This window comes from Pseudoalteromonas sp. NZS71, from assembly GCF_015864715.1.
In the GTDB taxonomy this organism is placed as follows: Bacteria; Pseudomonadota; Gammaproteobacteria; order Enterobacterales; family Alteromonadaceae; genus Pseudoalteromonas; species Pseudoalteromonas arctica.
Genome location: NZ_JADYWS010000012.1, coordinates 38,327 through 62,010 on the forward strand (window position 1 = coordinate 38,327; position 23,684 = coordinate 62,010).

The following is a 23,684-nucleotide window of genomic DNA, read 5'->3' on the forward strand; positions in this document are numbered from 1 at the left end:
AACAAGCCGAAATATTGTTTTAATGATGCAAACGAATCGCAATATTGCGGGTTTGAACATAGCTATAAATTGCTTCTTGGCCTTTTTCTCGCCCAAAGCCAGACAAGCCCACACCACCAAAAGGGGTTTCAATACCACCGGCAAACCATTCATTAACAAACACTTGGCCACCTCTAAGTTGCTGAGCAACATTAAATACATGGTTTAAGCCCTCACCAAACACACCCGCAACTAAACCAAAGTCGGTTCCATTAGCAATAGCAACAGCTTCAGTGTCTGTATCAAACGGCATAACAACAAGTACAGGGCCAAATACTTCTTCTTGCGCTATTGTCATTTCTGGCGTTGCTTCAATTATGGTTGGTGCTACAAAGTAGCCAGGCATATCAGGTATATAGCCACCGGTGATGATTTTTGCGCCTTCTTTTTTAGCTTGCTCGATCATTGCCATAACACTGATTTGCTGCGCTTTTGAGACAACAGGCGTTAAATCAGCCTGCTCTTCGCCAGAGCCAATCAATAAGCTTTCAGCCATTTTTACCACTGCGTCTTTCACTTCTGTATAACGGCTTTTATGTACTAATAAACGCGACATAGCAGAGCAAACTTGTCCAGCATTAAAAAATATCCCGCTGCGTACACTACTTACAACGTTTTGTAAGTCAGCATCATGTAAAACAATAGCGGCAGATTTACCGCCTAATTCCATTACTGAAGGTGTTGCTCTCGCAGCAGATGCTTTAAGAATATGCTGCCCTGTAGGCACTGAACCCGTAAAAACAATTTGATTTACTTCAGCGTGTTCAACTAAATGGTTACCTATAACTGAGCCTTTTCCGCAAAGTAAGTTTATTGATCCCTTAGGAAAACCACAGTTTTCAAGTGCCCTAATTAAATACACCATGCCTACTGGTGATATTTCAGGGGATTTAATAACTACGGCATTACCTGCAGCAAGCGCCGGGGCTAAAGAGCGTGCACAAATAGACACTGGAAAATTCCAAGGCACTATTTGAACCGATACACCCATAGGCACATATTGAGTAAAATCAATGTAGTCTTTACCAAGCGGAATAGAGGTACCTTCGAGTTTATCCGCCATACCTGCGTAGTATTCAAAATAGCGAGCCGATTCTAAAAATTCGTCTTTAGCATCTTGCAAAGATTTACCATTTTCGCGACATAGCTCGAGCGCCCCTTCATCAGCAATATCTCTTATTGCTTGCGCCGCATTGAGCATCCAGTGTGTGCGCATCGCAGGGCGTATATCGTTTAACTCGCCGCTATTAACGCATTGTCTAGCCGCTGCCATCGCTTTATCTGCATCGTTAATCGTCGCACTGGCAATTGTTGCGTATAACTGCCCAGATGCAGGATTAATTACATCTATATGGGTATCAGCATTAAGCCATTGACCGCCTATATAATTAAGGTAATGTGCCATCACTCTTGCTCCGTCGCCGATTTAACTTGTTTTGCTAACCATGTTTGAAAAAAGTGAGTTGGCTTGTCCATTTCCGGAGAAAAAGCACCACCACCAAATCCAGGAGAGTAACGTCCTTGCTGCATGCCTTCAACCGCAATAATGTCTTCGCTAAATACCACGCGCCAAGACTCAACGGTCGACGTTCTACATGCCGCATATTCATCTTTCATTGCCTCGTCACCCACATAAAAAATGCGTAATCGCTCAACTGTTTTATCGGTATTTACCGGGTCAATCATCATCGCAAATGCATGGTCGGCTTGAATGCCAATTAAAACATTAGGAAATAGCGCAATATATTCGGCTTGACGTAACTTGTCCTCAGGCCAGTTAGGGAATTTAGGTAAGTGTGTACCGGCGGTATCAGAAAGGTTATACGCTAAGCTACCCTGACCAGAGAAATGCTCATTAAACATAATGTTATAATGATCTTCTAACTTAGAGTAACTATTTAAAGCGGGGTGTATCCAAGGTAAGTGGTAGGCTTCACAAAAGTTTTCTATTGTTAGTTTCCAGTTACTATTTACTTCTATTTCAATGTGTCCGCTCATATTTACGCGACGCAATAAATCTAAACCGTCATTACCAATAAATTGTTCCCAACGTTTTTCAAGCGGTGCAATGTGCTCTTCAAAACTTGCAGCATCGCCCGACAAGTTAACAAAAACCATATCCATCCAAATGGCTGAGCGCAGTGCTTTTAACCCATGATTTTCACACTTAAAGCGCTCGTCTTTATGCTTTGCAATACCACCAATATGAGGAGTCCCCTTTAAGTTACCGTCCAGATCGTATGTCCAAGAATGATAAGGGCAGCGGATCATGCCTTGTACTTCACCCTCTTCATGAATCAGCTTCATGCCTCGGTGACTACATACATTATGAAAAACCTGCACATCGCCTTGGCGGTTTTTCATTAGTAAAAGTGGTAAATCCATAAAGTTAATTGGCTTTACGTAACCATTTTTTGTCAAATCAGAAGCGAAACCAACACAGACCCATGTGCTGCCAAAAACCTGATCGCGTTCAAATTTAAAATACTCTGGATTGGTATAAGCCTCATTAGGCATCCCTGTGGCCTCATGAATAGGATTAAGTACACGATCAATCTGCTGAATAGGGATTATTTTTTGTTTTACATTGCTCATGCTATTTCTCCAAACGGTGTGTGTGATGAAAGATAAGTCCTAACTTTTAATTTAAGAAAAACAAATTAAGCGTTTTTATTTAAATTAAACTCTCAGGTCATAACTACATTTTGTTATCAACTGACTTGATTTTGATTAACAACAGCGCACTAAACAAACGATTTTTGCGCTACCTATCGATGAGTTTTTATCATGCATAATTGTTGAACTTAACACCTGAAAAGGCTTTAGAGTAATAGCACTAAATCTCATGTATAACTAAAACTCATGGATTGATGAGAATTTATAATTTGTAATGAGGTGGTAAATTTTCTAGTTTTCAAACACTATTTAACAAAAAGCAATAAAAACACACACTCACAGGACAACACATGACACACTCCACAATAAGAGCTAAGTCCGGAATTTTTAAGGGACTCAACCCCACGGTTACCATTGCTTCCAAAGTAATTTTAATCGCCTTCATTTTATTTATTGTGATACTCGCTAATAAAGCAGGTCACTACTTTGAAACTCTCGCTACTTTCTTACTTTATAATATGAAGTGGTTTTCTATTGGCTTAGTTTCGCTCGTGGTCGCCTTTTTGATTTATCTTATGGTTAGTCGTTATGGCCATATTAGATTAAGCGAAAACGATAACGACAAGCCCGAATTTAGTTTTTGGGCTTGGATTTCAATGTTGTTTTCAGGCGGGATGGGAATAGGTTTAGTTTTTTGGTCAGTCGCAGAGCCTATGTGGCATTACGCAGATAATCCATTTACCGAAGGGTTAACCGACGAATCAGCCTCAATGTCAATGCAGCTAACTTTTTATCATTGGGGTCTTCATCCATGGTCACTTTTTGTTATTGTCGCACTAGCCCTTTCTTACTTTTCTTATCGTAAAGGCCTACCATTCACTTTTAGATCTATTTTATATCCTATCGTAGGGGAACGTATTTACGGCCCAATTGGTCATATTGCCGATATTATTACCGTTGCTGTAACTGCCTTTGGTATAGCCCAAACTTTAAGCCTCGGTGTTATACAAATAAACTCCGGATTACAACAAACTTTTGGTATTGATATAAGCCTAACAACACAAACTATTTTAATTGTTACTTTATGTACCATCGCTGTTGGCTCAGTGCTTTCAGGGGTTGGCCGAGGTATTCGTTTATTATCGCAGTGGAATATGCTGCTTTCTCTATTATTAGTATTAATTGTTTTAGCGATTGGACCTACTCGATACATCTTTAATATTTTTTTCGAAAGCACTGGTAACTATCTTCAAAATATTGTGCAAATGGGATTATGGACCGACACACAAAAAGACACCAATTGGCAAAGTTCGTGGACTAGCTTTTACTGGCCATGGTGGATGACCTGGGCGCCATTTGTAGGCATGTTTATTGCCCGTATATCTAAAGGTCGCACAATTCGTGAACTTATAGGCGGTGCACTGATAGCACCGACAGCCATTGCATTTCTTTGGTTATCTGTATTTGGTGGCAGTGCATTAAAAATAGAGCAAGACGAGCGAAACGCCTTTGAACAAAATAACGTTGCAGCTCAAGTAAGCAATTCAGAGCAAGTAATTAAGCAAGATGTATTTATAGGTGGAACAGTCCTTAAGGCCACAAAAGAAGATAGCACGCGCGCACTGTTTACATTATTTAATAACTTAGATGAAGGTTTATTAGGGACGATACTCAGTATTCTAGCGTGTATATTGCTCGCAACTTACTTTATCACCTCTGCAGATTCAGGAACGTTAGTCCTGTGCATACTTGATGCCGCAGGCGATACAGAACCACCTAAATCTATACGTGTCTTATGGGGAGTTGCAATTGCGGTAATTTCATGGGTATTAATTTATGCAGGTGGATTACAAGCAATTAAATTTGCCTCCATTATTATTGGTTTTCCTATCTCGATTTTTATTTTAATGATGGGTGTAACGCTATTTTATAGCATTCGACGCGAGCCAAAACCTTGGGCAATGCTTCCACAACATGTTCGCCCTGGTAAAGATCAACTCGATGAACCAATAAAGCATACTAATACAATCAACTAATCTGCTAAATGATCAAAAAATACGCGCTGCTCTTAGGTTTGCTTCTAAGGCAGCGCATTCATACTATTAAATATCAGAATCTAAACGCCAAATTCTAACCTTACAACAGAGGGTAATTAAACGAGTCCTCGTTCACCTACCTCATCTGGAATTTGTTGTAACAACCATTCTCTAAAGTGCTTAACGCTTGTTGGCATACGACCACGATTATTAGGTTCTATCATAGAAAACTTAGAACCTGTAGTAAGTACATGTTCTGTTGGCCGGATCAATACTCCACTTTGTAAGTATTCATCAACTAGTGACCCCCACGCTAATGCAATGCCTTGACCGTTAATTGAAGCTTGTAAAAGCATTGGGTAGTTATTAATATTTATACGGTTTCTTGGCTCAAGTTGCTCAAGCCCAACACCCGCAAACCACTCTTCCCAGTTAACCCAGCCCATTTGTGTTTCATCTAGGTGTAAAATTGTTTTAGTAAAAATATCTTCCGGTTTAGTTGGACTGCCTATTTTTTCTAAATAAGAAGGGCTACACACCGGAAAAACTTCTTCGCAAAACAACGTTGTTATATTCATATTGGCAGGTTGGGTTCTGCAGTAAAATAAAGCGAGATCACACTCCAAGCGGTTTAAATCAACCTCGTTATCGGAGGCTAAAATACGCAAATCAATATCATCGTGTAAATTTTGAAACTCGGCGACTTTAGGTAACAACCATAACGAAGCCATGGCATTTGTTGTTGCTACAGTTATTTTTTTATCACCTTGCCATTTTTTAACTTGCCCAGTTATATCTGCAATATCAACTAAAGAGCGGCTGATTGCCTGATAATATTGAAGCCCCGTTGGTGTTAAATGAATACTTCGGCTTGCTCTAATAAAAATAGCCTTACCTAAGTACTCTTCTAATTGTCGAATTTGACGGCTAATTGCCCCTTGCGTCACATTTAACTCTTTTGCAGCAATAGTGAAGCTTGAATGTCGTGCAGACGCTTCAAATGCCACTAAACTATTTAACGGCGGTAACGGATTAATTTTCATATAGCTTCCTACTTTGTCTCTACTCAATAGAAACGACTGACCAACCAATTTGAGAATACATACACGTTTATAAGGTATAAATTAAGGTGAGTAATTTGCAGGTAATTGTTGTGGTCAACTCATTGTTCGCTTGAGTTTTTCTACCAAGTCGATTGCCAGCAACCTATCATCTCAAATAGACTAATTCACTGTAACCGATTATAAAAAGTAATATAAGAGCATAAACTTATTTCAAGCAAAGCTTATGCTCTTCTTTTTTAAAAATAATAACCAATATTAATATTAAAACGGCGCTCAGTTTCATCGCTGTCACCAGCAATTGAGCCACCAACAAACGGCTGGTTTTTAGCGTGTACTAAGTCAAAATAGGTGAACAATCCACCGGCAGCAACTGAAAACCCTGTTACGTTCATCCAAGTATCTGCACTGCTATCAGATTTATCGTAAATTACTCCGTAATCATTATAAAACTGCAAAGCGGTTACAGGCCCCCATTTTACAGGTAAGTTGTAAGCAATATTTGCATTGGTTGTAGTCGCCTCAGCAGCAATACTGTCATAAAACGAGTACGCACCTACAGCCATGGTGTTTGCGTTTTCTATATCGTAATTGTATTCGCCATGTTGAAACTGTAAATTCCACGGCCCTAAATTACTATTCACATGCACTGCCCACGCATAATAATCACCCGCTCTGTCTACACCATCATGTAATCCACCACTTAAAGCAGAAAAGCCAACCTCAGTCTTCCCTTTATCGTGTTCAATATGATAGCCATAACGCGCGGAAAATGTATTATATTCAGCAAGTGGATTATCAAGCTCTGCGTATGTCCCCTCCTGTGCGCCCCTAAAACCCACTACATCATATGAATAACGATCACTACGGTTATCAACATAGCCATCTATGCCACCTAGCTCATCATTTTTAAAAAAGCCTAAATCAAGCTGCCAATTATCTGCTATTTTACGTTTAAATATCACCCCTAAATCGTGGTCATCCTCGAGCCCAATGTAGTAATTAGTACTAAAAAAATAGCTGTGCGAATTATAAGGCCAATTACCAAATGGTACCTTTGTAATACCGGCTTGTACTTGCCAAATGTCAGCAAAATCATATGCTGCATAAGCATATTTAACTGCGGTCATATAATCAAAAAAACGGATCTCGGCATTTAGTTTTACACCGCCTACATCGCCTGTAAAATTTATCCTAAAAATATCAAAATCAAAATCCCCACCTCTGTTTTTACTGCCATCCTCGTACGACGTATAACTGTAGTTAGTACGAACAGCCCCACCTACTTTTATTCCTCCTGCTTTTTGCTCAGCTACAACATCTTGCGCCTCGCCACTATTTGATAGTTTTTCAGTATTGCGTTTTATGGCATTTATTTCATTTTTATTGGCGTTTGCAAGCTTAAGCTGTAAATTTTCAACCTGTTGCTGTAATTCGCTTAATTGCTGTTTAACTGTGTCTAGATCATCGCTTGCATTAGCACTACAGGTAACAACCCCCATAGCAACGGCTAAAGCCGATAGTTTAAAAGCTCTCATTGTGTGTCCTTGTGTGCCGTGTTGATGTTTTATTATGTGTAGCATTACTCGTTTTTTTATTACTTTTAGCTTTGTATTCACGTAAACAGGCAATAATACAATTACAAAAAAAACAATAATTCCATTAAAAAGTAAGCCTAATCACACGTTAAAACCAACCGCGTAAAAGCAATAATGCTAATAAAAACAGATGTTTTTCGGTATATTAAATATGACTAATAATTATTAACCACATTTATTATTTATTAAAATTAGCTCTCAAATTCTGCTTAACATTTCAGCAACAAACAAACTACTTTTTTGATAGGTCACCATGAGAATTAATCATCAATTAATTCTAAGCGAGGCTATAAGTGCACAGATTTAAAACACAAGGGATGCTGGGCGTTATATGAGGAGTGTTACTTTTATATTGTGATGATGTATGTAATGCATTTTATCAATGCTATAAACACGAAAAAGCCGATGTTGGGGTTTAACCCAACATCGGCTTTTTTACTCTCGCTATTTTATATCATGCTTTAGTAAGTACTTTATAAAACGCGTTATAAAGGTTTTTTATAACGATAACTCTTCTTTAGCGCGAGTTAAGTTGTGCGATACCATTGAGCTGTTAGACAATTTTGATGCCTCGTATAAATCAGCAAGTGCAGCTGTGTCGTTATGCGCTTTTAAACGTGCAACACCACGGTTGCTTAATGCGAATGACGTAAGTTGGCGTACTTTAAATTTAGGGCCATCTGCGTCTTTTAAAAGTGCGATTGCTTTAGTACAAATTTCTTCCGCTTGCGCATAATTTTTTGACTTAACATTCAGTGCGCAGCTATTAAATGATTGCTCAAGTGGCTGTGGCGCTGTTGCAGTTTCAATAACCATTAATTTGTAATCACTTTGATCAGCCATTGCAGCAGCTGAACATGTTAATAGTGAGCTAAGAGCGATAGTTTTGATAAGTGTAAGTTTCATGGTCATATTCCTGATTAGTTAAGCCGTGCTTGTTGCCGACAACTGAACTTTAGTGAATTACCACAACCCCGACAAACGATTAAAACAAACCTAATAAGTGAGAAAAATTAACCTATAGACCTTAGTCTAATACGTTTAAACTTTTTCTATATATTTAAATAACTTACGCACTATCTTACGTGCCTAAAATCGCTACTTTGCATTTTAAAATGCATATAATTATTTATGCTTTTATTTAATCGGTTTTATTTTAAGCACCTTGCTTTTGCATAGCTGAGTAACAATCAAACAAATTTATACATTTAATTACATGCAATACTAAGTTATGTATTTATAATTACGGCTCTGGTAACTTTTCATCATTAATGGGTTAACTTTTTTGAAACACATACTTCCTCTTTTTGTTTTATTAAGCACGCTTTTATCATTTAGCCAAAATGCTAACGCAAGGCTTTTGCTCGGTAACAACATGCCTAACACCGGTATGTTTATAAAGTCAGAATTCAATGGCGATAGCAGCATTACATCTACAGGTGTAGAAATGATGGTTAAGCAAAATTACAGTAACTTTGGTGTTGTTTTTACAAGCGCAATTGGCGCGGCAGTAATCGATAATAAACAAGGCGAGCAAGAAGAATTTATAACGTGGGACAATGGCATGAAGCTTGGTTATTTCAATGACTTTTTTATATACGCCGAGCTTGGCTTAGATCTGTTCGAACTCGCCTTTAAAAACGATAGGGGCGATAACACCTACCAAATAGAAAAATCGAACAACGACATAGACGGTTACGCAGGTATAGGTGCGGGTTATCACTTTAAGCCATTTAAAATAGAAGTATTTACTCGAGCACGCCAAATAGATGGCGACTACTGGGAAGCACAAGAACATATTTACAGCGGTGTGTAGCTCAGTTTTACGTTTTAACTCCCTTTTGTTTTATAAGAAAAATAAAAAGCGTGTGAGATACAGCTATTTCACACGCTTTTTAAAAAATTACATTTAACAGGTTTGATCTAACCAATTTATATTTAACGGATAGTTTTGGCTACTTTACCAATACTCAAACCCTGAATTAAAATAGAAAACACCACAACCGCATAAGTAAGAGCCAACAAAATATCGCGCTCGTTCCCATCAGGTAATTGCAATACCAGTGCAACCGAAATACCACCACGCAAGCCACCCCAGGTTAAAACTTTCCACGCGCCAGATGGCAACTCTAATTGCTTATTAAATGTAGTGGTTGTTATACCCACAACAATTAAACGTGCGAGTAACGCGATTAAAATTGTTAAGCCACCAGCAATAAATAAATTACTCGAAAATGCAATCATGACGACTTCAAGCCCTATGAGTACAAATAAAATGGCATTTAAAATTTCGTCAATCAGCTCCCAAAATAAATCAACGTAATGGCGTGTTTTGTCGCTCATAGCCATACTACGACCATGATTGCCCACCATTAGCCCCATCATTACCATTGCAAGTGGGCCCGACAAATGCCAATGGCTTGCAAGTGCATAACCACCAATAACACCCGCTAAAGTAAGTAGTACTTCTTCTTGGTAACTATCAATACTTTTGAGTAAGTAATATAAAATACCACCTAATACCAAACCAAAAACAATACCGCCACCGGCTTCAACCGCCAGCGTGTGCGCTACATAATAGGTTGTAGGAATATCACCACTTGATAAAACACCCAATAAAAGCACAAAAATAACCACGCCGATACCATCGTTAAACAACGATTCACCCGCAATCACGGTTTCAATACTTTTAGGCGCACCCGCAGATTGTAAAATTCCCATTACCGCAATAGGATCAGTTGGCGAAATTAATGCGCCAAATAGTAAACACCAAATAAACGCTAAATCAAAACCAAGCAAAGGAAGTACTAAATAAAGCGCACCAGCAATAATAACCGTTGATAGCAACGTACCAACACAGGCCAAAATACCTATTGGCAATTTATAGCGCCTTAAATCGCTAACATTTACATGTAGCGCCCCAGCAAAAAGCAGCATAGAGAGCATGCCATCGAGCAAAACTTCAGTAAAATCTAACTGATCGAGCAAGCTCACTTCGTAATCTATAAGATCATCAAACCCTAAAAAGCCCAAAAATATAGCGCCGATAGATAAAAGCATCGAAATAACCATAACGCCAATGGTTGTTGGCAAGCCAATAAAGCGATGGTTTACATAGGTGAGTAACGCGGTAATTGATAAAAATATCGCACTTATTTCAAGTACGCTTAGGCTGGTTCCTGGTGCCATGGTTTAAATCTCAATATTTATTTAATGATGCCTTACTCAAAATAAGCAAAGCAGAAGGGTTATTATTTTTTATACGGTTATCTCGCATTATATTCGCGTAGCCTAAACAAGCATACCCAAAATATTAATTATAAATACACACCCTACTCTATTAACGTATTTAAGGTATTAACTTACGCGTTAAATAAAACAAAAAAAACCATGTTAGGAATTAACCTAACATGGGTTTTTTTACTCTCGCTATTTTATAACATGATTTTGGTAAGCACTTTATAAAAGCATTTATAAAATACTTATAAAGAAAGATCTTCTTTAGCGCGAGTTAAATTGTGCGATACCATTGTACTTGTAGACATTTGGTTTGCTTCGTATAAATCAGCAAGGCCTGCAGTGTCGTTATTCGCTTTTAAACGTGCAACACCACGGTTGCTTAATGCAAACGATGTAAGTTGGCGTACTTTAAATTTAGGGCCATCTGCGTCTTTTAAAAGTGCGATTGCTTTAGTACAAATTGCTTCAGCCTCAGCGTAATTTTTTGACTTAACATTCAGTGCGCAGCTATTAAATGATTGCTCAAGTGGCTGTGGCGCTGTTGCAGTTTCAATAACCATTAATTTGTAATCACTTTGCTCAGCCATTGCAGCAGCTGAACATGTAAGTAGTGAGCTAAGAGCGATAGTTTTGATAAGAGTAAGTTTCATGGTCGTAGTCCTGTTGGTTAAGCCGTGCTTGTTGCCGACAACTGAACTTTAGAGAATTAACACAAAACCGACAAACGATTAAAACAAACCTAATAAGTGAATAAATCTAACCTATAGACTTTAGTCTAACAATAAATAAAAGTCCGTATCTATACTAAATTTAGTAAACAATTGAATCTAAATAAGAAATAATATATGGTCATCGATTGTAGTTGTATTAAATAAAAAGAACTGAGTGACATTTAAAAGGGATATTAAATTGAATGACTTTGAGGCTACACTAGCTGTAGAAAGAATAATAAATAGCATAACCGCAACGTCAACTGATGATAGTTTAAAACTAGCAAGACTAGGCGTCAGATCTATACTGCAAGAATACTCCGCAGTTAATTTAGACACATCTCTGACATTAGTTGAAACAATTCAAGAGATTTCAGACAATGGTGCAAGTGCTAGTTTAAGACATATATCTATTTTAATTTTAAGGTTAACAGCTGTCCCACATTTTTTTCCAAAACAAACGAGTGGGAATAATGCAGACGCTAAAATTATATCTTTGATAGAACCAAAATTATCCGATTTTTACAAACGTTTTGACATAAATAGACAAGATCAGACCTATCTCAAGTTGGATAAATTATATGAAGTCCATGATTTCTGCTGTGAAAAACTAAAATGCTTATTAAATGTTCATGCGAAAATAGAAACCATATCCGCTGAAAAGCAATTAATATTAAAAGCTCTTGGTGATAACACTGTAAAATCTTATTTCGCTTCTTATGATTACTCTAGAATTAGAGCATCAGTAGAAGCGGTATTAACTCAAGTTCTGGAGTTCTCAAAAACTAATAACAACAATTTCACACGGCGTTTGAAAGACTTAAGAGATCTGATTTCAGATGAAATTCAATATTGTGATTTGTATCCTACAATTATTACAATAAATTATTTTAGACCTTTTTTATGTTCAATTGATGAAATTATACAAAGTGAAGCTGAAAAAGCTTATGAGCAATTTAAATGTGAAATTAATAGTAGAAAAGGAAATGAATTCACATTAGATAAAAAATACCCACTTCACAAAGTAAATGAGGAAATAAGGCTCGTAATTCCAGTCCACAATGTTGGACCTGGAATGGCAGATAGAGTCATTGCCCATATAAGCTGCACTAATGCAGAATTAATAAATGAAGAGATAGATCTTGGAAGTGTTTCCATGGGAGATTTTGTTATTCCACTTTCTTTTTTATTAACTGAACCTCAAAAGGAAATATTTTTCGAAATATTAATCACTTGGAATGTGATTGGTCAGTCATCAGAAGAAATGTATACATTGACTGTAAGAGTAGGTTCTCAATCGTCTAATATTGATTGGCAAACGATCAGAGACATCAGTCCATATAATTTAGATATTGCTATGGGTAATGATTTTTACGGTAGAAAAGATAAAATTGCTCGCCTATTTTCACTAATTGCTGCAGGTAAAATGCAATCTAGTTATATAACAGGTCAACGCCGAGTTGGTAAAAGCTCATTAGCTAAGGCATATGAAGAAGAAATTATAAAATCACATAATGATTGTTTTGTTCTAAATATTGAATGCGGGGATTTTAAATACCCATCTGCAGTCGAAACTGTAAATGCTTTAGGTCATGAAATTGAGGAGTTCTTATCTCAACATTTACCCATTGAGGCGAAATGGGAAGCGAAAGAAATGAATGGATCTTTAGCCCCTATATCTAGATTAGTTACCCAGTTAGAAAGATTTGCCCCTAAAAAGCGGTTTTTAATAATTATCGATGAATTTGATGAAATTAACCAAGATTTATATCGATACAGTGAGATAGCTGAAACATTTTTCTTAAATTTACGTGCAATAAGTAGGAAAAGAAATATTTGTTTTTGCCTCATTGGCGCAGAAAGGATGTCATTTGTTATGTCATCACAAGGTGAAAAACTAAATAAGTTTACACGAGAGCCAATTGATAAATTTAATCAAGAAACTGAATGGCAAGATTATGAAGCTCTAATTAAAGCTAATATTGGAGAAAGTATTACTTGGCTAGACAATGCCATTAGAAGAATTTATTACTATTCTAATGGTCATCCATATTTTACAAAACAAATATGCTCAAAAGTATTTGATAATGCGGTGATCTCTAAAGACTCTGAAATATCTGACGCGGAAGTGGAAACAGCGATTCTAAAACTTATTCCTGAGTTAGATGTGAATGCTTTTCAACACTTCTGGCGAGATGGTATTTCTAGTGATTTAGATGAAATTGAGATCATTACAATTAAACGATGTAGGGTACTGGTAGGATACGCAAGAGCGAAAAGATTAAACTTAGATGCTAATGTAGAGCATATTAAGAGCCAAGTGTATTCTGGACAAATCCAAGAAGCGGAGATTTTACCCATTTTAAGCGATTTTTGCCGTCGCGGAATTATGGAAGAATTAAATAGTGAATATAAAATAATAATACCTCTTTTTGAGCGATGGCTTGTTAACCATGGATTTAATAGCTTAATCGCTGATAAATTAGGTGACGAATTAGCAGAAAGAAGACAAATAGAAGAAGATGATGCTTATATTCAGGATGAAGAAATTCATAGTCTATTAGATTTATGGCCTGATTACAGAGGAATTAAATTCTCTAATCACATAATTAGAGACTGGCTTTCACAAGTGCCTAGTCACATACATCAAAGGCTCTTATTTAAGTTACTTAAACATACCAGGTTCTATAAAGAATCTGAAATAAGAAGTTCATTGAAAGATCTACACAATAAAGTCCGTAGGAAGCTAGACGTCGTAGTCCAAAAAAGTAAGTCCCAGCGCAGAAAAGATATATGGATTACTTACGTAGATGGTGCTGGTAAAAGTGGCTCTCAATTCGCAGCCTGTTATGCAGAAGAGAATTTAATTAGCTCTACATGTGTTAAAGACATTACTGAAATTGATCATATTTTACAAAAAAAATTAGCCGTTCCAGAGGAAATATCAACAATATTAATTGTTGATGATTTTATAGGTAGTGGAACAAGCTTATCTGAAAATATCAAAAGTTTTTATCAAAGGAATGGCTCAGTGTTGCATGACGCTAATACTACTATTCTCCTTGGTGTTGTATGTGCAACAACCAAAGGGGAAGATAAAGTACGTAAAGTATTAACAGATCTAGATGAAAATTCTGACCTAATCGTATGTGAAACAATCTCTAACACACACTATGCTTTTAATGAACATAATACAATTTGGGAAAATAATGAAGAGATGCTCCAAGCCAAAGAGCTTTGCATGAGATTAGGCAGCGAAATAGATAAACAACGACCTTTAGGATATGAAGAACAAGGCTTATTAGTTGTATTTTCTAGAAACTGCCCTAACAACTCTTTACCCGTTTTGCATTCATCAGGAAGAGGTAACAATCAGTGGAAACCATTATTTGAAAGAGTAAAACATTAGTTTCCAGTTAATAAACATAGAAATAATTCTGCAATAAATAAACGAGCAATTGTATTGATAAATTGCTCTGATTAACTGTAAAGTTAAAAAATTGACTTTACAGTTAATCAGCCTCCAATAACACATCATTTATCTCCCAAACCTATAAACTCCCTCGCCCATATGCCATAATCTAAATAATTCATTATTTTAGTAACTTGGCGCGCATTTAGGCGATTTTAAGTTAACTACTCAGGGTTTTCAGCATGGCATATCAAGAGCAAAATCAAGCAACAATCTATTGGCACGATTATGAGACCCCCAATAAAAATAAGCACCTCAAGGGCCATACGTAATTTCTGCACACATTTCTGTACGCAGAATTATTTTTAACAATTTTAGAGCTACTTAGAGCTGTAAACTTTACAAAATAAGAGTTATAAGAAAATTTTATAACTGTTTACGTGGGGCTGGCGATTTTGTCCTGATATAAGCAGGGATGTCAAAAATATCAGATGGCTTTGGCCTAGCTTTGTTAGCTTTTTCCTCAGGCTTTTTATCTTTACTAAAGTCATCAGTAACCATTTTAGTACTGGCTCCCGTAGCAATTACCATTAACTCATAGTTAGTCGCTAGGCTTTCTATTTTTGAAACACCACAAATAACTAACGCGTTTGGGCTTACCTGCTGGCGAACGGTGTCGGTAATGAGGTTATAACTACCTAGTGAAATTTCATCTTTACAGTTCACTTGTATTATCACACCGGTACTAGATGACATATCAACTTGATTAACCAGAGGATTGTTAAGTGCCCCATCAAGTGCAGTAGTAAGCTCGCTTTCTTCATCGCATTTACCAACACCTAGTACTGCATCACCCTGGCAATCCATAATTTTCGCAAAATCGTTTAAATCAACATTAATAAGTCCTTGAAAACACAGCATATCGATTAATGATTTTATCAGTGAATGGAGTATTTGGTTTGAATGTTTAAACGCATCGAATAATCCTATATCGTTACCAAGCACTTCAATCAGTTGATCGTTTGGGAGTGTAATAACAGCATTAGCATGATCTTTTAGATCATTTAGGCCGGTTTGCGCTATATTGCATCTAAACTGCCCCTCACTACTAAATGGCAATGTAGCAACAAATATAATGGGCTTACCTTGCTCACTCGCAAGCTCTGCAATATACGGGCTAGCGCCAGTCCCAGTACCGCCACCCAACCCTGTTGCACACAGTATTATATCGCAGCCATTAATAAGCGTTAAAAGCTGCTCCTTACTCTCTTCCGCTGCTTGCAGCCCAACTTTAGGGTCTGCTCCAGCACCGTAACCATGAGTGAGCTCTGCACCTATAAGTACCGCTTCATCACTTTGCGTATGCTCAAGTACCACTTTGTCGGTATTAACGCTGTACAAGTGCGCCTGCTCAGACTCGCGCTGTTCAAAAATACTGTTAAGCGTATTACAGCCACACCCACCAATGCCAAATACACCGATTGATAAACCATCATTTTGCTGAATTAATTGAAACATAACTACTCCTTAACTTTTAAAGGAGCATAGCAAACGGTTGCGTCAATTTTTGACGCACCTAAGCTTTAAATCAATTAAAGGTAGTTTGCTGTAGCCGCTTTAAGCTTGCTAACAATTCTTTGTCGCAGCTTTTCAGGTTTAATAACTTCCAGCCAATGAGCACATTTAAATAACTCATCGGTTAATTGCTCGGTATCAATAGTCTGGTAGGTAAGTAATACGTTTTTATCGTCAATATATTGCTTATCAGTCAGCTCGCCAAGCTCAATAAACTCTTGATTAACAGCCGAATGGGTAGGTACTTTTATTACTAATTCGATAGTTTCTTGCGACATGCCTTTGTTAATAGCACTACGTAACGATTTTAATTGCTCGGCACTTGGCTCACGTCGTGTCTTTTGCAAAATGTGTACATTACGAATGCGGTAAACCGGCATCTGGTAACACTTATCGTGAAGCGTCCCCACCATAAACTGCGCCATTAACACACCGCCTTGCTCAACTATGTTATAAAAACTCAACTCAGCAAACTTTAACCAATGTGCCTCATCGTAAAGTACTCTATAAAGCTCAGCGCTCACTGCACGCTTATGCTTAATCACATGCTCAATTTGCTCAACTAGCTGATTATCAATATTCACTTTTAACGACGACTTTGGAAGGATTGAAAGCCAGTCAGGTACATGGCCATTAAAACGTTTAAGAGCCTGCTCTGCTTTAATATGCACTGACTGCTTAACGTCACTCGGGACTGATTGCGGTAATAACTGCTCCAACAGCAAATAGTGTTCAGCCATTTCACTGCTCATTACTTTTGTATTACCACCTCGCCACTGCGCATTGATAGACCAGCCATAGGGCTTACTGCGGGCATCTTTTTCAAGCCCAAAGCAACCTTGCTCATAAAGTGATTGTAGGTCTCGCTGGAGCATCCGAGTTGATAAAACAATACCTCGTTCAATTAATTGCTGTTGTAATTGTTGTGTCGAGATAGAGCTTGGCCCCATTGGCACAAGCTCGAGAATAAATAAATGACGATTTGAATTCATTAATGACTTAATCAAGTTTAAGGTTAAAATCTTCCTACTTTAATAAAGCAAAACTAAACATGAAATTTTGCCAATAAATTGAGTTATGATGGCGAGAAATTTAAATTTATCACCATCATAAGCGCTATGCGCTAAAAGAAGTATAACTTAAAGGGATTGAAATATTTTCTACTACAAATTTATAATATGATTCTGCAGAATCATCGATTGTATTAGGTCCAACTACAACATATTCAATAGTCTTATTTGTAGTCTTTGAAAGCTCACTACCATATTGCAAAATTTGGCCTAGAGCTTCTCTTATACATCGTTCCGCTGAAAGTGAAGATTTAACTTCAAAAATAATATATTTATCTTCAAGCTCTACAAGAATATCTATGTAATTAACCTCGGGCTTAACCGCACTGATACCATATTTATTTCTTAATTCATGAAGTAATTTTTTTTGTATTCTATTGTGTACCCTACGAGATATATATCTTGCTGATCTAGAAATTAAAACATTATCAATATCTGTAACATCAGATACTTCTACTTCCTCTGATGTAGCTGCTTCTGCAGAATAATGTGAAAAGATAGCATTTATTCGGTCGACGCTCTCTATTTTATGAATTGTTCCACCATATCCAAACGGAACTTCATAATTAATTTCAGTATCTATAAAGTCAACTTCTATTGTATGACCCAATTCAGCTGAATGACGGTAAAGAGGCTTTTCAATGCCTTTTACAACAGCATAAGCACCAATAACTAATCTAGGTCTATTTCCTTGAGGGGCACTATGTAGTTTTACTGCAATAAGATCTCCAGGCTTTAAACTCAAGAAGTGCTTTAATGTAGAGTACGACTCTTTAGGCTCATTTTTATTTTTCAAATACTCAACGATTTCATTCTGTGATTTCCCCAAAAACTCACTCATGTCTTCAGAGAAATTAAAACCAACAGCAATAACATTACTCTTTATCATTAAAGGTAAAACATCCTTAAATGAGTTCGAATTTCCGCCATATTTGCTACCAATCACATAATAATTAGGCACTTCACTCCATATAAACTTTTTTTCACCTGCAGGCCAATTGACCTCTGTCACATTCTCACAACCTTCCTCGGCAACGAAGACAAATTTAAATCTTGTATCACTTACTTTTTCATAGGATTGGACTGTTCCACCTTTATGTGATGGTAACCTTTGCGCCTTATGAATGTATATTCTCCCGCCAACAAGTTCTTGGGCTCTAGCTTCTGAAACACTCCAATCGCCGCTTTCCCATAAGTTGCTTTTTGCGTTAATTTCTTTAAGCTTCTTATCTTCATCTTTCTTTTCAATAAAATGTACAGCTGTTAATTTTCTTAACATATATTTCCCTATTATTTTGAAACTCACCTAATAATTAGTATTTACGAAAAGCACTTATATTAGTAGGCTGATACCACTTGCCTCTTTTGCCAAAACAACAAAAGAAAAGGCCAACGAAAAGACGACTAACAACTTAAATAATAATTTTATATTCAACTACATTCTCAGCTTATTTAAATAGTGCTCAGATAAAATCTAATATCTCGCAATCTAACTACAACAAACTCTCACATGATGGACATTTTATATTTAGCGGCTCCATTGGCATTTGTGAGTGGTAAGTCCAATAGTCCCCATTTTTAATTAATCTAGTATCGCAGCTATTACAGTGGTTATATGTTGTAAAGTGCTTACATTGGTTACATTCATACCACGCTGATTTTGCTCTGTTGTTTATTTTTAGCGTTAGATCGTGTGAGCCACATGCTATACAAAAGTTTAGTGACTCGACATCATCAACCTTGCCATTTAACGTATTATTCTCAATACCGTACTGTAGGAACATCCCTATCATACGCTGAAATTCATCTAAGTAATTCAGCCTTTCAATAGGGTTAGCACAAATAGCACCGTATTGATGAAAATACTCCTTTCTGTTTTTATCCCAATCAAACAAAGCTAACTCGCCGTAATAACTATTATTCCCCCATGACTGCGGAGATACTTTTTTAGTAATTGCTGATTTAACAGGATGAATAATAAAAACAGTATTTCTGCCTTCTTCACTATAATCTTTATCTTTATATAGCTGCTTTACAACCCCAGAAACCCCTCCAGCTTTTTGAAGCACAGAGTTTGAGTAAAATTTTGCATCCATTACAAAACGCTTTTTATAATCCTCACCATTTTTTTTAATAAAAAATATATCCATCACAAAGTCTGGCGTTTTACCATTTTCTAGCATTGGTTCGTAACTAAGTTTAATTGTTCTTTTTAAGTTATCGTTTTTAAATACCAAACTTTGATAATTTTGCTTAGTTTCAATAATATTTATAAGCTCTTTTTTCCAGTCATCCGTTGGTGTATAACCATAGTTTTGAACTAACACTTTTATCAATTGAAGTAAGCACCAACGTTCATAAAGAAGAGGCATATTAATCAAACCTATCTCTTCAACTCTCTCGAGAGACAGTAATAAATCATCATCAGTTAAGCTTGTTAACTCGCGTATTTTTTTATAACCAGAATGAATAAATTGATAATCAGGGTTTTGTACGAATGTCATTGAGTTAGGGAAAACGGAGGATGCTTTAACTCCCATACTCTTTAGCTTTTTAATTGCCGCTTTAAACTTGCGTAATTTAGGTTCTAGGCTATTGAATACAACGCCTACATGCTTTTCTTGGATGGCGTAAAAATCTAATCGTTTTTGAATTGATCGCTTTTCACGCTCTTGCTCGGCTCGCTCATTCTTAGTAAGTTTTTTTACCCAGTTATTATGATTAAAATGGACAGCTTTACTTCTTTCAGCCTTAAAACTTTCATGTCTTTGCGTTAACTTATCACCACCCACTATTTTTATTTTACGCATACTTATTAACTCATAAGTATGCCACTGCTTACCATTTGAAAAACCACTTTTATATTTCAGGTTTCCCATAATTTTGTATTCAAAGCCCTGCTCTAGCAGATTTAAAAAAAGTGGTTCACCTTGCTTTAAAAACACATTTTGAGTTGCAACTTCAGTCTCAAACCAATTATCGCTATATTCTTTTTTAATCGCTAAAAAACGAGAATCACCGCCCTTTGTCTTTGAGCCAATTTTTAAAAAACATATAGAAGTGTTTTGCTCTTCTAAACCACGTTGGTTAAACAATTCGAGCTTCTCTTGTAAATTAGCCGATAAAAACTTTGTATTAAAAGAATCTCTTAACTTTTCTAAGTCTTTTTTTACTAAATCTTTATCTATCAGTTTATCTTCAACAAATGCTTCTAAACGTGATCCTAGTTTTACTATATTTGATTCATAGCGCTTCGTTTTATTTTGAGAAATTGCCACTAATTGCTTTATAATTTTATATAGTCGCTCAAGTACATAAAGAATATAGCGGTTTTCAGGAACATTATAACTTGGCTCTGTGCTCCGGCTTGTAAGAAGCTTGCTACCACCTTTTGTAGCTAGTTCCATAAAAGTACGATTAACTGGTTTTACAGCCTTTCTTGGCTTTAACGTTTGAACTTCTCTTAGCTCAGCCTTGGGATTTTTTAAAATATTTTGACTATGGGAAAGTAGGTTATTAACCAGTGCAATTGTATCTTGTGTAACGACACCATCATTAACTGTCTTCCCCTTACCCTTTACATAACTTTGCTCGTCTAAAATCAACTCCCATAAGTCACTTTTAAAGTCAGCCAAGTAAGTATCTAGCTGCTCTAAAGTAAAATCATATGATCCAATATTTACTTGGCAAACTTCATGGGCTAAATAAACTTTTATGCTCCCAGCGGTTCTATGTGCCTTCCCTTGCCAGCGCTTGCTTTTATTAGACCAGCTATCAGCTTCTATCCACCATTCTTTGAGGGTTTCTGTATCAAGTACGCATTTAAGGACGATTTTCTCGCCAGCTCCATTTACAAAATAAGGCTTTATTGTACTCTTTTTTAGAAATCTAAACGCAAGCTGTCCGCATTCGATACCCTCAGTTTTTGGATATATAACCGTGCTACAAATGTACTTATCTACTTCATACTCACAATCTAAAGGCAACAGCGATTCAGTAATACTTAATACTGTGTTCTTGTCATACCAGGTAATATCAATATATTTAGCTTCAAATTCAGCTTTCATTTTTATGCCCAGTAATTCACAACACCGTCATTATCTTTAGCGTTATTAATAATTGATTGTAACGCCACAATACTCGAAAACTCTTCATCCATATTTTCATGGCTTTCTAATATTTCTTCTAACAGCGGTTTTAAAACCTTATCAAGTAAATCTAACTTATCAGATTGTCCCGACTTTTTATTACCATCGAAAGTAAATTTGGGCAGCACTTTATGAATAATAAAATTATTAATAGCCTGCTCTTTATCTTCATTTACATCTTTAAAAAGCGCCAGGTAATTAAGCCCCTGCCTAATCGTTCGCATACCAAATTCAACACCTAAAGGATGAAAAAAACGGCTATTTAGTTCTTTAAACTGTATACAAAAATCGTCATTAATAGAGTAATTAGGATATGGCGTCCTTACACCTAGATCATCTATTTCAAATACCACGGGCAGCGCCACATCTTCAAAGCCATACGCGTCAATTTCACTAATAATCTTATCCCAATCACTCAGTAGCGGGCTTCTAAACTTCATTATGTGAGCGCGATCTAAAATTTTAGGAGATAAATAATGCGTAGTTTCATCAATATTAATTGCACCAATAATGCGAACGTTTGGAGAAATCGTTATAGATGAAGGTGTACTAATTACACCTGCAAGCATACGCCTAATGTCACCGTGGTATTTTATAAGAGAATTTTTATCACTAAAGCCGAATGCGCGTTTCATTTCATTGTTAACATCTTCGTCTTGCATAAGCGCTATAAAATCGGTAATACCATTTTTATTATATTTTTCTTTAGCCCCAGTAATAATAGATACAACGCCTTTAAGTTCTGCTAATACATGCGATGCTTCATCATCTGAATAAAGTTGAATCTCTGGCTTTTTATTTCTTTCTTCAAGTTTTGATAAAAAATCAGCAAAATAGTATTCAACCCTCGCCAAGTTCATTTCATCCAAACAAATAAAATAAGGAACTTCTGGGTTTTGCTGTGCCTCAATTAATGCTTCAAGAAACGGAGTTGCTAAATACTTTTTTTCTAAAGGATTGTAATAACCTAACAAATCCTCAGAGCTAGTCCAATTCGGCTTTACCGGAATAATAATAGATTTACCGCCAACAGCATCAGCAAACGAATTAACCAAATTAGTTTTCCCTGAGCCAGAATCCCCCGCTAAAATAATTAAATCGTTACTTCTAATAAGGGTAAGGTAATTTTCAATAATATGACGGGGGTAGAGTATATCGCGCTCTTTGAGATAAGCTTGAATATAAGATACCGCTTGCTGGTAATCACCGTTTAAGTGATCACTAAACTCAATATGCTCAGGTCGCTCACTTACTTTAGTAATATTAGAAACGAAACTATTAAATTCATCATCATCAATAAACTCAAAACTCTTTAAAAAAACAGCCTTTTCTTCTATAAATGCTTTTAGCTTTTCTATTTTTTTAGCCATTACTTCCTCAAGTCCTTTGTATTTATCATCAAGTATTGCTAGCTCATGCTCTTTTTTTTCAATACTTTGCCGAAGTAATTTACTTTCTGAGCCTAATTGTTGGTTTTCTTTTTTACTGCTCTCAACAGAATCCTTTATGGCGTGTAGCTCAACTTTCTCTATCGAAACGGCTCTTGTCATTGAGTTAAGTCGAGACAGGTGCGTTTCTATTTCCGACTTCTGAGTTTCTTCAAACTCTGTTTTAAGTTTACTGAGTTGCTGTTCATAAATAACTTTATCAATAAAACGTTCTGTGCCCTCACCTAGCACTATTGATTTATCTATATTGCTCAGCCTATCTATCTCATTTATAGCAATAGGCAATTGCTCTAGGGGTTCTATATCATCTGAGGAAAGGTTTAATTCAAATGGGTTGCCATGCTTAATTCGCTCACTTAATTTAGTAAGAATTAGCTTCCCACGAACAAACGTCCTTTGGTCTGTTATATAGTATTTATTACCTATAGAAGGATAAACAAAAATGCCACTTTGTAGCCCGTAGCTAACATCTATTGGGTACTCTATTAATTTATTATCAATAATGTTGCGCACATGTTTTAATCGATAAGGAACCGCACCATCTTGTTTAGTTAGCTCGCCCCATACTTCAATTTTTTTATTTTTAATTCCCCAACATTTAAATAACCGCTGGTAAAGCTCTTCATCAGATAAATCTTTTACAACATCTAGTGAGTATTTAACGGGCTCGCCTAGCAAGCTTTCATTACTTAGTACATCGTTATCAGCTTCATATGTCTCATCTGCCATAT

15 protein-coding genes are annotated in these 23,684 nt (G+C 36.5%); 3 read left to right on the plus strand and 12 right to left on the minus strand.

Annotation, left to right across the window (positions count from 1 at the left end):
- Positions 1 to 19: 19 nt before the first annotated feature.
- Positions 20 to 1,444 carry an aldehyde dehydrogenase family protein gene (locus I6E85_RS09705; RefSeq protein ID WP_024590871.1) on the minus strand — a complete coding sequence of 475 codons (1,425 nt, stop codon included), beginning with the start codon at positions 1,442 to 1,444 and terminating at the stop codon, positions 20 to 22.
- A complete protein-coding gene (locus I6E85_RS09710; RefSeq protein WP_010553492.1) occupies positions 1,444 to 2,634 on the minus strand; it encodes an aromatic ring-hydroxylating dioxygenase subunit alpha in 1,191 nt (396 codons plus the stop codon). Before I6E85_RS09710 ends, I6E85_RS09705 begins: the two co-directional genes overlap by 1 nt.
- Positions 2,635 to 3,005: 371 nt before the next feature.
- Here I6E85_RS09710 and I6E85_RS09715 point away from each other — a divergent pair, with 371 nt between their 5' ends.
- Positions 3,006 to 4,691, plus strand: a complete 1,686-nt coding sequence (locus I6E85_RS09715) for a BCCT family transporter (RefSeq protein ID WP_196812472.1) — start codon at positions 3,006 to 3,008, stop codon at positions 4,689 to 4,691.
- Between the two features lie 116 nt (positions 4,692 to 4,807).
- Here I6E85_RS09715 and I6E85_RS09720 read toward each other — a convergent pair whose 3' ends face one another.
- From I6E85_RS09720 to I6E85_RS09730, 3 genes are all read right to left on the minus strand, one after another.
- Positions 4,808 to 5,734, minus strand: coding sequence for a LysR substrate-binding domain-containing protein (locus tag I6E85_RS09720; protein WP_010553490.1), 927 nt, complete (start codon positions 5,732 to 5,734; stop codon positions 4,808 to 4,810).
- Positions 5,735 to 5,991: 257 nt separating this feature from the next.
- Positions 5,992 to 7,290, minus strand: coding sequence for a porin (locus tag I6E85_RS09725; RefSeq protein WP_010553489.1), 1,299 nt, complete (start codon positions 7,288 to 7,290; stop codon positions 5,992 to 5,994).
- 558 nt (positions 7,291 to 7,848) lie between these two features.
- Positions 7,849 to 8,256: a hypothetical protein gene (locus I6E85_RS09730; RefSeq protein ID WP_024590869.1), complete on the minus strand. Its 408-nt coding sequence runs from the start codon at positions 8,254 to 8,256 to the stop codon at positions 7,849 to 7,851.
- A gap of 379 nt (positions 8,257 to 8,635) precedes the next feature.
- On the opposite strand from I6E85_RS09730, the gene I6E85_RS09735 reads away from it, so the two are divergent.
- Positions 8,636 to 9,166 carry a hypothetical protein gene (locus tag I6E85_RS09735; protein WP_029769897.1) on the plus strand — a complete coding sequence of 177 codons (531 nt, stop codon included), beginning with the start codon at positions 8,636 to 8,638 and terminating at the stop codon, positions 9,164 to 9,166.
- Between the two features lie 122 nt (positions 9,167 to 9,288).
- Here I6E85_RS09735 and I6E85_RS09740 read toward each other — a convergent pair whose 3' ends face one another.
- Together I6E85_RS09740 and I6E85_RS09745 are read right to left on the minus strand one after the other, a co-directional pair.
- On the minus strand, positions 9,289 to 10,539 hold the full coding sequence (locus I6E85_RS09740; protein WP_024590868.1) for a sodium:proton antiporter: 1,251 nt from the start codon (positions 10,537 to 10,539) through the stop codon (positions 9,289 to 9,291).
- A 293-nt stretch (positions 10,540 to 10,832) separates the two neighbouring features.
- Positions 10,833 to 11,240, minus strand: coding sequence for a hypothetical protein (locus tag I6E85_RS09745; protein WP_024590867.1), 408 nt, complete (start codon positions 11,238 to 11,240; stop codon positions 10,833 to 10,835).
- Between the two features lie 259 nt (positions 11,241 to 11,499).
- On the opposite strand from I6E85_RS09745, the gene I6E85_RS09750 reads away from it, so the two are divergent.
- Complete coding sequence (locus tag I6E85_RS09750) at positions 11,500 to 14,709, plus strand: AAA family ATPase (RefSeq protein WP_024590866.1); 3,210 nt, start codon at positions 11,500 to 11,502, stop codon at positions 14,707 to 14,709.
- A gap of 429 nt (positions 14,710 to 15,138) precedes the next feature.
- Here I6E85_RS09750 and I6E85_RS09755 read toward each other — a convergent pair whose 3' ends face one another.
- The 5 genes from I6E85_RS09755 to I6E85_RS09775 form a co-directional block, all read right to left on the minus strand.
- Positions 15,139 to 16,230: a cell division protein FtsZ gene (locus tag I6E85_RS09755; protein ID WP_197236894.1), complete on the minus strand. Its 1,092-nt coding sequence runs from the start codon at positions 16,228 to 16,230 to the stop codon at positions 15,139 to 15,141.
- Positions 16,231 to 16,304: 74 nt separating this feature from the next.
- Positions 16,305 to 17,279, minus strand: coding sequence for a WYL domain-containing protein (locus I6E85_RS09760; protein WP_231621037.1), 975 nt, complete (start codon positions 17,277 to 17,279; stop codon positions 16,305 to 16,307).
- Between the two features lie 124 nt (positions 17,280 to 17,403).
- Complete coding sequence (locus I6E85_RS09765; RefSeq protein WP_197236895.1) at positions 17,404 to 18,636, minus strand: hypothetical protein; 1,233 nt, start codon at positions 18,634 to 18,636, stop codon at positions 17,404 to 17,406.
- A gap of 214 nt (positions 18,637 to 18,850) precedes the next feature.
- Positions 18,851 to 21,424: a nuclease domain-containing protein gene (locus I6E85_RS09770; protein WP_197236896.1), complete on the minus strand. Its 2,574-nt coding sequence runs from the start codon at positions 21,422 to 21,424 to the stop codon at positions 18,851 to 18,853.
- Positions 21,425 to 21,426: 2 nt separating this feature from the next.
- Complete coding sequence (locus I6E85_RS09775) at positions 21,427 to 23,682, minus strand: McrB family protein (protein WP_197236897.1); 2,256 nt, start codon at positions 23,680 to 23,682, stop codon at positions 21,427 to 21,429.
- Positions 23,683 to 23,684: the final 2 nt, after the last annotated feature.

Coding starts and splice junctions, on each gene's coding strand:
- I6E85_RS09705 (WP_024590871.1), bottom strand. CDS start 1,444: ATGGCACATTACCTTAATTATATAGGCGGTCAATGGCTTAATGCTGAT.
- I6E85_RS09710 (WP_010553492.1), bottom strand. CDS start 2,634: ATGAGCAATGTAAAACAAAAAATAATCCCTATTCAGCAGATTGATCGT.
- I6E85_RS09715 (WP_196812472.1), top strand. CDS start 3,006: ATGACACACTCCACAATAAGAGCTAAGTCCGGAATTTTTAAGGGACTC.
- I6E85_RS09720 (WP_010553490.1), bottom strand. CDS start 5,734: ATGAAAATTAATCCGTTACCGCCGTTAAATAGTTTAGTGGCATTTGAA.
- I6E85_RS09725 (WP_010553489.1), bottom strand. CDS start 7,290: ATGAGAGCTTTTAAACTATCGGCTTTAGCCGTTGCTATGGGGGTTGTT.
- I6E85_RS09730 (WP_024590869.1), bottom strand. CDS start 8,256: ATGAAACTTACACTTATCAAAACTATCGCTCTTAGCTCACTATTAACA.
- I6E85_RS09740 (WP_024590868.1), bottom strand. CDS start 10,539: ATGGCACCAGGAACCAGCCTAAGCGTACTTGAAATAAGTGCGATATTT.
- I6E85_RS09745 (WP_024590867.1), bottom strand. CDS start 11,240: ATGAAACTTACTCTTATCAAAACTATCGCTCTTAGCTCACTACTTACA.
- I6E85_RS09755 (WP_197236894.1), bottom strand. CDS start 16,230: ATGTTTCAATTAATTCAGCAAAATGATGGTTTATCAATCGGTGTATTT.
- I6E85_RS09760 (WP_231621037.1), bottom strand. CDS start 17,279: ATGAATTCAAATCGTCATTTATTTATTCTCGAGCTTGTGCCAATGGGG.
- I6E85_RS09765 (WP_197236895.1), bottom strand. CDS start 18,636: ATGTTAAGAAAATTAACAGCTGTACATTTTATTGAAAAGAAAGATGAA.
- I6E85_RS09770 (WP_197236896.1), bottom strand. CDS start 21,424: ATGAAAGCTGAATTTGAAGCTAAATATATTGATATTACCTGGTATGAC.
- I6E85_RS09775 (WP_197236897.1), bottom strand. CDS start 23,682: ATGGCAGATGAGACATATGAAGCTGATAACGATGTACTAAGTAATGAA.